Below are 11,137 nucleotides of genomic sequence, written 5' to 3' on the forward strand. Positions count from 1 at the left end.
AGCTGATGAGGATCATCGCAGGAGCGCACAAGGGGTCGAAGCTCGTCACACCGGGCGGCACCGGGACGAGACCCACCTCGGACCGCGTCAAGGAGTCGCTGTTCTCGATGCTCGAAGGCTACGGGGTGCTCCAGGCCGCCAATGTCCTCGACCTCTTCGCCGGATCCGGGGGACTCGGGTTCGAAGCGATGTCGCGCGGGGCCGCGCAGGTCGTCTTCGTCGACTCGTCGCTCGCCTCGGCCAGGGCGATCGAAGCGAACGCCGACAAGCTCGGGATCGGGCATTCGGCGTCGGTGAGCAGCGGCGACGTCCTCCAGTTCCTCGGGAACCTCCCCGACCCGGACCATCCGGAGTCCCGGGTCTTCGACCTCGTCTTCATGGACCCGCCCTACCCGCTCGGCGAGGACGCGGTGACCCAGGTGCTCAGCCGCCTGCGCAGCCACCTCGACGAGGAGTCGATCGTCGTTGTCGAACGCTCCTCCCGGGCCCCTGAGCCTACGATGCCGGACGGCCTCGAGGTCTTCCGCTCGAAAACCTTCGGGGAGACCGCCCTCCACTTCGTCCAGCTCGCCGTCGAGGGTCCGGGCGACAGCTGACCACCGACGCGGTGATCCGACAAATACGCGGTGAGCAGACCGCGTTTTTGTCGGATCACCGCGTCGAAGCGCTCAGAGCACCGTCGAAGCGGCTCAGAGCACGCTCGAGAGGAACGACCTCGTGCGTTCGTGGCTCGGGTCGTTGAAGATGAGGTCGGGCGGGCCCTCCTCGAGAACGCGGCCGCTGTCGAACATCATCACCCGATCGGAGACCTCGCGCGCGAACTGCATCTCGTGGGTGACGAGGAGCATGGTGATGTCCGTGGTTTCGGCGATGTCGCGCAGCACCGCGAGGACGTCGCCGACGAGTTCGGGGTCGAGGGCGGAGGTGACCTCGTCGAGGAGGAGGATCTCCGGGCTCATCGCCAGCGCCCGGGCGATCGCCACCCGCTGCTGCTGACCGCCGGAGAGCCGGGTCGGGTGCTCGTCGGCCTTCTCACTCAGCCCGACCCGCTCGAGCAGTGACCGGGCATCGGCGACCGCTGTCTCCTTCGACTTCTTCAGCACGTGGATCGGGGCTTCGATGATGTTCTCGAGCACGGTCATGTTGGGGAAGAGGTTGAACTGCTGGAAGACCATGCCGATGCGCGTCGTCATCTCCCGAGTAGTCTTCTTCGGCAGCTCGACGCGCTTGCCGTCCCTCTCCTCGAAGGTCAGCGGCATGCCGTCGATGTAGATGTATCCGCCCGTGAGCTCCTCGAGCGTCATGACGAGCCGAAGGATCGTCGTCTTGCCCGAACCGCTGGGGCCGATGAGGGTGACCCGTTCACCGGGAGCGACGGTGAAGTTGAGGTTCTCGAGCACCGTCGTCGTCCCGAACCGCTTCTCGACGTCCCTGAACTCGATCGCCGGCGCGGTGTCGTTGTGCGGGGACGGGGTGTTCTCAGTAGGTGGCAAGGCGCCGCTCCAATCGTTGGATGAGGAGGGAGGTGGGGTAGCTGGCGGCGAGGAAGATGAGTCCGGCCAGGGTGAACGCCTCCGTGTACGCGAACTTCGACGCCCCGAACTGCTGCGCCGAGGTGACGAGTTCGACGACGGAGAGCGCGAAGAGGAACGGGGTGTCCTTGAACATCGCGACCGCGTAGTTGCCGAGCGAGGGGATCGTCGCCCGCAGCGCCTGCGGGAGGATGACCGCGGTGAAGGTGCGCACCGGGGGCAGGGAGAGGGCGATGGCGGCCTCGCGCTGTCCCGGCGGCACCGCGTCGATGCCGGCACGGTAGCTCTCGGACATGTACGTCGCATAGTGGACGCCGATGACCCCGGAGCCGACGACGAGCGCCGGGATGTCGACGAGCCCTGGGATCTCCGAGAACGCGGTGTAGACGAAGACGAGCTGGACGACGAGCGGGGTGTTGCGGACGAACGCGACGAAGAGCCGGACGACCCAGTTGATCCATCGCGGCAGCCCGCGGATAGCGATGGCGAGGATGAGGCCGAGGATCGCGGCGATGATCGTGCCGACGACTGTGGCGATGAGCGTGTTGACGAAGCCGCGGAGCAGGATCGGCAGCGCCTCGGCGGCGAACTCCCAGTTCCACATCACAGCGGCTGTCCGTATCCGACGTTGCCCGTGGACTGACCGGCGGCCGTGCGCGGGCCGGTCACCTCGGTCGAGCCGACACGGGCATCGCGCCGGGCCCTTCGACGGTCGTTGCGCGAACCGGGACGGCGTCTGCCCAGCCTCTTGACCGCGCGGCGCTCGAGGAGGTTCATGAACTCCTGGATGAGCCAGGCGATGACGAAGTAGATGAGCAGTCCGACGGAGTAGGCGAAGAACGTGTCGTTCGTCGCCATGCGCAGCTGCCCGATCTTGTCCGTGAGGTCGGAGAGCGTGATGAAGGAGACGACGGCAGTGCCCTTGAGCAGCTGGATGAACAGGGTCGCGAGCGACGGGATCATCAGCGCCCACGCCTGCGGGAAGATCACGCGCAGCATCCGGCGGGCCGGGGAGAGACTGAGCGCGATCGCCGCCTCCCACTGGCCCTTGGGCACGGTCGCGATCGAGGACCGGACCACCTCGGCGGAATAGGCACCGTAGTTGAGGGCCAGCGCACCGATGCCGCACGCCATCGGGTCGAGCTGGAGTCCGAAGAGCGGGAGGACGAACACGAGCCAGAAGAGCTGGACGAGCAGGGACGTGCCGCGGAAGAACTCGACGATGATCCGGGCAGGGATCCGCAGCCACGCGTGCGAGGAGGTCATTGCGAGTCCGAGGACGATCGCGATGACCAGCGCACCTGCGGCACCGGCGAGAGTGAGAATGAGCGTGACCTGGATTCCCTCCCACACCTGTGGGAGGAAACCCTGGAGCGCACTGAGCTTGTCGGTCATGAGTGCGGGAAGCGCTGCGACTCAGGAGTCAGCGGTCGGCAGCTCGCCCTTGCACAGCTGATCGGTCGTGATCGACCCGTCGGGCCGCTCCTCCTTCGTGAAGCCGTAGTCGCCGACGATGTCGAGGTAGGCCTTCTCATCGCCGACGATCTTGTCGAGCTCCTTGTTCCAGGCGTCGCGGAGTTCGGTGTCGTCGGTGCGGAAGACCGTGGCACCGGCGCCGACCTGGGGGACCCCGTCGATCTCCTGGACGAACGACTCGCTCACCGCGACATCGGCGTCAGGCGTGTTCTTCGCCATCCAGTTGAGTGAGATGCCGGTGAGTGCGAAGGCGTCGGCGCGTCCAGTGGTTACGGCGTCCATGCCGTCCTGCGGAGTCCCGACCTTCTGCGAATCGATGCCGAGCGATTCCGCGTAGTCGGATTCGACGGCACCGGTCATGGTCGCGAGTTTGAGGCCCTTCTCCTTGACTTCGTCGAGGTTCTTCATCCCCTCGTTCTCGCCCTTCTTCGTCATCAGGGCAGTGGTGTACATGAACTCGGGGTTGCCGAAGGCCGCCTGCTCACAGCGGTCGGGGAGGATCGACATGCCCGCGGAGATCGCATCGAAGCGCTCGGCGTTGAGCCCGGGGATGAGGGAGCCGAACTCCGTGTTGACGCCTTCGACGTTGTCGACCCCGAGGTTCTTGAAGACCTCCTTGGCGAGCGCGACGCTCGCGCCCTGGAGCTCCCCGCCCTCCTCGAAGCTGTACGGGGCCTCACCGGCGAAGCCGACCGTGATCTTCCCGTCGTCGATGGCCTGCTGCAGGGTGCTCTTGTCTGAGCCTCCTCCGCTGCAGGCACCGAGGGTGAAGGTGAGCGCGAGGATCGAGGTCGCGGCTGCGAGTCCTTTCAGGGATTTCATTGCGGGTCCTTTCGGTGAGCATCGGCGCACTGGGTGACGTGCGTCTCATCGCCCCATTCAATCCTCTTACAGTCGTGATGTCACACTGTCAGACAACGTTATATGCTCGTGACATGAGCGATCCGCACACCTCGGAACTTCCCGTGCTCCGCAGAGTCGTGCGCTCGTCGACGATCGACCTCGTCGCCGAGGAGATCCGTAACGCAATCTACCGGGGCAGTCTGCTTCCCGGGCAGTCGATCAGCGAGGTCCGCACGGCCGAACTCCTCGGAGTCTCCCGGCCCTCGCTGCGTGAGGCGCTGCAGCGGCTCGTCAGCGAGGGCAGCATCAGCCATGCTCCAGGCCGGGGCGCATGGGTCAAGCGGATGGGACCTGACGACATCGACGACGTCTACGCCGTCCGCGAGGCCATCGAGGTCCAGGCAGCGCGCATGATCATCCGGGGCAGACGGTCGACCGTGCTCATCGACGAGGCGCTCAGCGCGCTCGAAAAGGCGATCGAGGACAACACCGCCCGCACCATCGGCGACGCCGACCTCGACTTCCACCATGCGATCGTCGCGTGCTCCGGGTCGCCGCGGCTGCGGGCAATGATGAAGGCCTCGATGGTCCACACGCGGCTCTTGTCGCTGTCCGATCCGGCCGGCTACGAGGTCAGGTGCGACCTCATCGACATCCACCGTCGCCTCGCCGAGGTGATCGCCGCCGGAGACGAGTCCGAGGCGGTGGCGATCATCGGCCGGATCTCCGCCGAGGCGGTCGCCCGCCTCCACAATCCCGCCTCCGAGCCCGACGCCGTCGTCGTCCGCGGTGAGGGGCGGAGGACCGGTGTTGACGACCAGTGGGCGAGCTTGCGAGAGTGAGCGTATGGGTGAGATGCCACGCCGTTCCAGTTTCTGGGCCGATGTCAGAGAGCTGATGGGCGTGGGCGCGGTCGGGGTTCTCCTCGTCTTCATGGCCGCCGAGATCTTCGTTTCCCCGCTGTCGATCCTTGCGTGGTTCGGTCTCATCTACCTCATCGCCTTCGCCGTCGCGGCGGCCGCTGTCGCTCTGTTGCTGAGGAGGGAATCCCCGCGACCGAGGCTGTGGTCGGCCGTCCGCATCCTCATCGCCGGTGCCGGGGCCGTGGTGCTCGTGGTCATCTCTGTCTGGGCGCTCTCCTCGCTCGGCGGCACTCCCGCTGACATGGTCGTCACCGCGTATGCGGTGCAGTCGCTGTACTTCTTCGGCTCCGTCCTCGTCGTCGGCCTCGGTTGGAACGCGTGGATGTCGGTGCGGGACCGGCGCGCACACGAGGCGCTGCTTGCCGGATCCTGACCCGACCGGGATCGCATGACGGGCCCGGCGATACGATCTGGGCATGGATCCTCTCGGGCGCTCGTACGCCGCGCGCTACTGGGCGCTCGTGCGCGAAGCGGTCGTCACGGTGCTCGTGGCCATGGTCCTCGTCGTCGTCCTCACCGAGTTCTTCGTCCACGTCTACGGGGGAGTGCTCACGTGGTTCGGGCTGATCTTCACGGCCTCCGCGGCAGCCTCCGCATTCGGGCTCGGCCTCCTCGCCGCCCGCTTGCGGTGGGAGCATTCGCATGTGCTGCGGGTCGCGTGGGTGGCCCTTGTCGGTTTCGTCGCCGCCGCCGTCTCGATCGGCGGCATGATGGTCTTCGCCGCCGCGGGAGGACGGGAGTCGGCGAAACTCGCATTGATGGTTCAGAGCTTCAGCTCGCTCATCCTCTTCGGGGCCATGGTCGTCGTCGCCGCTGCCTGGCACGGCTGGTCGGCGCTCAAGGAGCAGCGGGGCCACCCGGACTGAACGGCAAGCGGACCGACCGGGTCCTGACCGATTCGAACGCCGCTCGACACCGATATCAATCGGCTCGGAATGCGAAGACGTCATCGGCTGAGAACTCGAACGCCTCGTCACATCGATAAGCGCGCAGCCATGCTTGGCCATCGACGAGGCGAAGATAGAACCCCTTGGGCGTTGCAAACGTCTCGTCGATCGGCTCCGAGGCGATCGTCACGGCCCCGGCCGGCGCGCGCCCGGTCGACTGGACCGAGTCATGCGACTGCGGTTGGGAGAGCCAAGCAATTCTCAGGTACGGACCGCTGTCGGGTGGGCAGGGGTGAAGCCCTCGGCTTTCTGCGGTTGAGAAGATCTGGCGCAGGGTGCCTCCGGAAGTAAGCCCGAGGGTCGAGAGGCTGCGCGTGATCACTCTGATGGGTTCCGGGTCACGGCGGTCGAATGCCGGTCCGGCGATGAGCACGCGTGCGTGGTCGTTCAGGCGCACCTCCGCAGAATCGAGTGCGGCAAGCAGTCGCTGCCGGGAGAGTCCGCCGACCATCACTCGGGAGCCAGTGTCGAAACAACTCATGGCTGCACCATAGCTTCAGCCGAGTGCTCGGCAAGCGGACCGACCGGGCCAAGCGTACGGCGCGGGATACGATGAGGCCATGAAGGTCGTCAGTCCCGGATCCTACGATCCGATCACCATGGGTCATCTCGACATCATCGCCCGTGCGGCGAAGCTCTTCGACGAGGTCGTCGTCGCCGTCGTCCACAATCCCTCGAAGTCCGGCCGCTTCGACCCCGAGACCCGGGCCGATCTCATCCGCGCCTCGCTCGCCGCCGACGAACGCACCCGGGATGCCGAGAACATCTCCATCGACGTCGTCCCCGGTGGCCTCCTCGTCGACTACTGCGCCAAGATCGGTGCCCCCGCCGTCGTCAAGGGTCTGCGCTCGGGCACGGACTTCGCCTACGAGCTGCCGATGGCGCTGATGAACAAGCACCTCACCGACCTCGAGACGATCTTCGTCCCCGGCAACCCCGAGTTCGAACACGTCTCCTCCTCCCTCATCAAAGAGGTGCACAGGCACGGCGGCGACATCACGGGCCTCGTGCCCGAGCCCGTGCTCGCGGCGCTGAGCGCCGACACGTAAGGCATGGCCGCGACTCCTTCCTCCTCTCGGGCCTGGTTCACGGGCCTCGTCATCCACACTGTCCTCGCGCACGCGACGTACAACGGTGTGCGCGTCCTCATCTCCTACCGCACCCTCGAACTCGGCGGGACCGGAGTCGTCCTTGGCCTCATGACCGCGTGCTATTCGCTCGTCCCTCTGCTCACCGCGCTCTTCGTCGGCCGCCTCGTCGACCGCGGATACGCGACCGCGGTGCTCTGGGTCGGCACCGTCCTTTCGATCGCGCCCGTCGCGCTCGCCGCCGTCGCGCCCAACCTCGGCGTGCTCCTCGTCGCGACGATGAGTCTCGGTTTCGGGCAGCTGCTCACGACCGTCGCCTCCCAGGCGCTCATCCCGCAGAGCTTCCCGGCTTCCCGGCTGACGGCGAAGTTCGGCCACCTCACCCTGGGCGTCTCGATCGGGCAGACGATCGGCCTGCCCCTGGCCGGAATGATCGCCGACGCCACCGGGGGCTCCCCGCACATCGTCGGCGCCCTGTGGTTCATGACGGCTTTCTCGGCGCTCACCCTCATCGCCGCCGTTATCGTCATGCTCCGCGGGCGGACCCCTCACGTCTCCCGCGCCGAGGCGGCCGAAACCGTCCGCACCCCGTGGGCGCTGCTGCGGATCCGGGGGATGAAGCCGGCGATCCTCGCGTCGATGGCGACCCTGGCCGCCGTCGACCTCATGACCGCCTACCTGCCGCTCATCGGGCAGGAGAACGGGCTGAGCGTGACGACGGTGACGTGGCTGCTCGCCCTGCGGACCTTCGCCTCGGTGATCTCGCGGATGATCATCGGGATGCTCGCGAACCGGTGGGGGAGTCTCTCGCTGCTGTGGACCGCCTCGGCGACGGCGGGCGTCTGCGTCATCCTCATCCCGATCCTCACTCAGACGTGGACGCTGGCGATCCTCCTGGCGATCGCGGGCTTCTGCTTCGGGCTCACCCAGCCGCTGACGATGACGTGGGTCTCGACGCTGTCGGATCCGGCGAACCGGGCGGCGGTGCTCTCGATCCGGCTGGCCGGCAACCGGCTGAGCCAGGTCGCGATCCCCTCGCTCGCCTCGGTGCTCACGATCGTCGCGGGCTCCGGCATCGTCTTCACGATCTCCGGGGCGCTGCTCCTCCTCGCCGGAGGGGTGACCTGGCGCAACAGCCACGAGAAGTGGTGAGAGTCAGGGGTGACGAGGAACACCTCGGCGGGGATGAGGCGACGATTGGCAATGGTGGCCCGCGTTGATTAGAATGGTGAGTCGCGTGTGAACGCAGGAGCGGCATCTCATTCGCATCCGGAGGAGAGAGCATGAAGAAGCGGTCAGAGTTCGTCTACGATCTCCGATCCATGGGATTGCTCGGTCATCCGGGTGAGTGGGAACGTGTCAATGCCACGGTGCCGGCTCCGGCGGATCTCAAGATCGAAGTGATCGGGGTCGCCGAAGGAACGCCGATGAATCTCGAGCTCATGTTCGAGAGCGTTTCCGAGGGGATCTACGTGACGGGTACGGTCTCGACCGTGGCCCGCGGCGAGGATGCAAGGACTCTCGACGAGATCGAGCTGCCCATAGATGTCGACATCAACGAGATGTACGTCTATGAGCAGGCCGATGGCGACGAGGACTCCTACGTCATCAATCGCGATCAGCTCGACCTCGAACCCGCGATCAGAGACGCAGTCGTGATGGCTCTGCCCTTCAGTCCTTCCCAGGACGGAAGCGAGGAGTTCTCCTACACCCTCGGTGAGGACATCGAGGAGGACGACAGCGAATCCGATTCGCCGTTCTCGCAGCTGAAGAACTTGTTGGATGAGAAGAAAGAGAGCTAGACGTGGCTGTTCCCAAGCGTAAGATGTCGCGCAGCAACACCCGCCACCGTCGTTCGCAGTGGAAGGCTCAGGCTCCGAACCTGGTCAAGACTGTGGAGAACGGTCGCGTTGTGTACTCGCGCCCCCACCAGGCCAAGGTCGTCGAAGACGCAGCCGGCACTCCGCTGTTCCTTGAGTACAAGGGACGCAAGGTCGCTGACGCCTGACCTGTGGAAACTGACACCACAGCAGAACTGCAGAAGAGTCTCGGGATCGACATCGATCCCGAGACTCTTCGTCTAGCGCTCACCCACCGCTCTTTCGCCTTCGAGGCCGGCGGCATCCCGACGAACGAGCGCCTCGAGTTCCTCGGCGACTCCGTGCTCGGGCTCGTCGCCACCGAGTCGCTCTACTACGACAACCCGGACCTGCCTGAGGGCCAGCTGGCGAAGATGCGCTCCGCCGTCGTCAACACGAGGGCGCTGGCTCAGATCGCCCGCCGCCACGACATCGGCCAGCACATCCTGCTCGGCAAAGGCGAGGAGCTCACGGGAGGTCGGAACAAGGACTCGATCCTCGCCGACACCGTCGAAGCCCTCATCGGCGCCACCTTCGTCTCCTCCGGCCGCGAGGTCGCGTTCGCGTTCGTCCACCGCCTCATCGACGGGATGCTCGCCGACGCCGTCAACCTCGGCGCGGGCATGGACTACAAGACGACGCTCCAGGAGGCCGCCGCCGACCTCGGACTCGGCCCCGTGAGCTACGAGATCACCTCGACCGGCCCCGACCACGCAATGATCTTCACCGCCACCGCCCGCCTCGGCGACAACGGCTGGGGTTCGGGAGACGGATCGTCGAAGAAGTCCGCCGAGGCGGCCGCCGCCGAGGTCGCCGTCAAGGCCATCCGGACGCTCTACCCCGACTACCAGCGCTGACGCGCAGGTCGGACCCGGCACCGTGCCCGAACTCCCCGAGGTCGAAAGCGTCCGCCGCGGCGTCGACGAATGGACCGCGGGTGCCCGGGTCACCGCCGCCGAGGTGGTCGACCCCCGCATCCTCGGGACCACCTCGGCGCGTCGCATCGACGAGGCCACCGCCGCCGCGTTCGCCGAACGCGTGACCGGGGCGTCCATCACCGGGGCAGAGCGACGCGGGAAGTTCATGTGGCTCACCCTCGACGGGGATGCCGGGCTGCTCATCCACCTCGGCATGAGCGGTCAGCTGCGCGTCCACCTCGCCGCCGATGAGACGCACCGGCACACGCGTGCCGTGCTCCGCCTCGAACGCGGTGAGGAACCCTATGACCTGAGGTTCGTCGACCAGCGGATCTTCGGCCATCTCAGCGTGCAGGGCCTCGTCGCCTCCCACGGTCGGCTCGTGCCCGCCTCGGCGATCCACATCGCGCCCGACCCGCTCGAGGACGCCTTCGACGTCGAGGCCACGGTCGATGCGCTCGCGCGCAAGCGCACCCCGATCAAGGCGGCCCTGCTCGACCAGACGCTCGTCAGCGGGATCGGCAACATCTACGCCGACGAAGCGCTCTTCCGGGCCGGAGTCCACCCGCTCGCACTGCCGGCGCGGACCCGGCGCTCCCGCCTGGCCGCCGTCCTCGAATCGGCGACGACCGTCATGGGCGATGCCCTGGCCGTGGGCGGGACGAGCTTCGACTCGCTCTATGTCAACGTCAACGGGGAGTCCGGCCGCTTCGACATTGACGTAGAGCGGGTCGAAGCAAGTCGCAGACACAAAGGTCGCGATTGGCTGTGCCGGGCACCGGTCGGGCGTAGACCACCTATACCGCAGTCTGACCAGGCACGGGGCAAGCAATTCGACGGTCCTACCTGTTCAGTAGCGCACCGCCGTAACTCCGGGTCCCGGATCATGCGAGGTGCTACCCGTGCCTGAACTTCCTGAGGTCGAGGTCGTGCGCCGGGGACTCGACGAACATGTCCGCGGACGGGCGATCGCCTCGGCTGTTGTCCGGCATCCTCGTTCGGCGCGCCGTCATGTGGGTGGCCCGAATGATCTGGCTGCGCGGTTGGTCGGTGCGACGATCACGGGGACCGCCCGCCGCGGCAAGTACCTGTGGCTGATCTTGGACGGCGACGACGCGCTGCTCGCGCACCTGGGGATGAGCGGGCAGATGCTCATCACGTCCCCCGATGCTGCAGTCGGTGCGCACGAGCGCGCGCGGATCACCTTCACCGACGGCGGCCACGATCTGCGGTTCGATGACCAGCGCACGTTCGGGCATCTGATGTACGACGAGGGCGGAGCAGTGCTCCCGTCGCCGATCGCCCACATCGCGAGGGATCCCTTCGATCCGCTGTTCGACCAGCCGGGGGTAGTTGCGGTGATCAAGGCCAAAAAAACCGGCATCAAGCGCGTGCTGCTGGATCAGACGGTAGTGTCCGGCATCGGGAACATCTACGCCGACGAAGCACTCTGGGCTGCCAAGGTGCACGGGGAGACGGCGGCATCGTCCTTGAGCAAGCCAAGGATCTCAACGCTGATCGATGCTGCGCGCGACGTCATGGCCGCCGCGCT

General features: G+C 66.6%; 16 protein-coding genes. 11 read left to right on the plus strand and 5 right to left on the minus strand.

From position 1 onward, the window contains the following. Positions 1-5 precede the first annotated feature (5 nt). Entirely contained in the window at positions 6-596 is a 591-nt protein-coding gene (gene rsmD, locus FJ887_RS05695) for a 16S rRNA (guanine(966)-N(2))-methyltransferase RsmD (RefSeq protein ID WP_140954587.1), read from the plus strand. Positions 597-689: 93 nt separating this feature from the next. Here rsmD and FJ887_RS05700 read toward each other — a convergent pair whose 3' ends face one another. From FJ887_RS05700 to FJ887_RS05715, 4 genes are read right to left on the minus strand one after another with little or no spacing between them, the layout of a single operon-like run. Next, positions 690-1,493: an amino acid ABC transporter ATP-binding protein gene (locus FJ887_RS05700; RefSeq protein WP_140954586.1), complete on the minus strand. Its 804-nt coding sequence runs from the start codon at positions 1,491-1,493 to the stop codon at positions 690-692. Continuing rightward, positions 1,480-2,136 carry an ectoine/hydroxyectoine ABC transporter permease subunit EhuD gene (gene ehuD, locus FJ887_RS05705; protein WP_063249046.1) on the minus strand — a complete coding sequence of 219 codons (657 nt, stop codon included), beginning with the start codon at positions 2,134-2,136 and terminating at the stop codon, positions 1,480-1,482. The genes FJ887_RS05700 and ehuD overlap by 14 nt, the downstream gene beginning before the upstream one ends. Continuing rightward, entirely contained in the window at positions 2,136-2,927 is a 792-nt protein-coding gene (gene ehuC, locus FJ887_RS05710; protein ID WP_063249045.1) for an ectoine/hydroxyectoine ABC transporter permease subunit EhuC, read from the minus strand. The genes ehuD and ehuC overlap by 1 nt, the downstream gene beginning before the upstream one ends. 21 nt (positions 2,928-2,948) lie before the next feature. Further along, entirely contained in the window at positions 2,949-3,830 is an 882-nt protein-coding gene (locus FJ887_RS05715) for a transporter substrate-binding domain-containing protein (RefSeq protein ID WP_009378249.1), read from the minus strand. Between the two features lie 113 nt (positions 3,831-3,943). Here FJ887_RS05715 and FJ887_RS05720 point away from each other — a divergent pair, with 113 nt between their 5' ends. The 3 genes from FJ887_RS05720 to FJ887_RS05730 are packed head-to-tail and all read left to right on the plus strand — an operon-like array spanning position 3,944 to position 5,640. Next, on the plus strand, positions 3,944-4,693 hold the full coding sequence (locus tag FJ887_RS05720) for a GntR family transcriptional regulator (RefSeq protein WP_009378251.1): 750 nt from the start codon (positions 3,944-3,946) through the stop codon (positions 4,691-4,693). A gap of 4 nt (positions 4,694-4,697) precedes the next feature. Continuing rightward, on the plus strand, positions 4,698-5,147 hold the full coding sequence (locus FJ887_RS05725; protein WP_131248111.1) for a hypothetical protein: 450 nt from the start codon (positions 4,698-4,700) through the stop codon (positions 5,145-5,147). A 43-nt stretch (positions 5,148-5,190) separates the two neighbouring features. Next, positions 5,191-5,640 (plus strand): hypothetical protein, encoded by a 450-nt coding sequence (locus tag FJ887_RS05730; RefSeq protein WP_009378255.1) that lies wholly within the window; start codon positions 5,191-5,193, stop codon positions 5,638-5,640. Between the two features lie 55 nt (positions 5,641-5,695). On the opposite strand, the gene FJ887_RS05735 is transcribed toward FJ887_RS05730, so the two are convergent. Further along, positions 5,696-6,202: a hypothetical protein gene (locus FJ887_RS05735; protein ID WP_009378258.1), complete on the minus strand. Its 507-nt coding sequence runs from the start codon at positions 6,200-6,202 to the stop codon at positions 5,696-5,698. 79 nt (positions 6,203-6,281) lie between these two features. Here FJ887_RS05735 and coaD point away from each other — a divergent pair, with 79 nt between their 5' ends. The 7 genes from coaD to mutM (FJ887_RS05770) form a co-directional block, all read left to right on the plus strand. Further along, a complete protein-coding gene (gene coaD, locus FJ887_RS05740; RefSeq protein ID WP_009378261.1) occupies positions 6,282-6,770 on the plus strand; it encodes a pantetheine-phosphate adenylyltransferase in 489 nt (162 codons plus the stop codon). A gap of 3 nt (positions 6,771-6,773) precedes the next feature. Continuing rightward, a complete protein-coding gene (locus tag FJ887_RS05745; RefSeq protein WP_009378263.1) occupies positions 6,774-7,961 on the plus strand; it encodes an MFS transporter in 1,188 nt (395 codons plus the stop codon). A gap of 131 nt (positions 7,962-8,092) precedes the next feature. After that, positions 8,093-8,611, plus strand: coding sequence for a YceD family protein (locus FJ887_RS05750; protein WP_009378265.1), 519 nt, complete (start codon positions 8,093-8,095; stop codon positions 8,609-8,611). Between the two features lie 2 nt (positions 8,612-8,613). Next, on the plus strand, positions 8,614-8,817 hold the full coding sequence (gene rpmF / locus FJ887_RS05755; RefSeq protein WP_063249041.1) for a 50S ribosomal protein L32: 204 nt from the start codon (positions 8,614-8,616) through the stop codon (positions 8,815-8,817). Positions 8,818-8,820: 3 nt separating this feature from the next. Then, positions 8,821-9,525, plus strand: a complete 705-nt coding sequence (gene rnc, locus FJ887_RS05760; protein WP_101624821.1) for a ribonuclease III — start codon at positions 8,821-8,823, stop codon at positions 9,523-9,525. Positions 9,526-9,547: 22 nt separating this feature from the next. Next, positions 9,548-10,495 carry a bifunctional DNA-formamidopyrimidine glycosylase/DNA-(apurinic or apyrimidinic site) lyase gene (gene mutM / locus FJ887_RS05765; RefSeq protein ID WP_101624822.1) on the plus strand — a complete coding sequence of 316 codons (948 nt, stop codon included), beginning with the start codon at positions 9,548-9,550 and terminating at the stop codon, positions 10,493-10,495. Further along, the coding region (gene mutM, locus FJ887_RS05770) for a bifunctional DNA-formamidopyrimidine glycosylase/DNA-(apurinic or apyrimidinic site) lyase (RefSeq protein WP_250786163.1) at positions 10,488-11,137 on the plus strand (650 nt) is incomplete at its 3' end. The genes mutM (FJ887_RS05765) and mutM (FJ887_RS05770), both read left to right, overlap by 8 nt.

Origin of the sequence: Brevibacterium sp. XM4083, from assembly GCF_006489205.2 — a bacterium.
Taxonomy (GTDB): Bacteria; Actinomycetota; Actinomycetes; order Actinomycetales; family Brevibacteriaceae; genus Brevibacterium.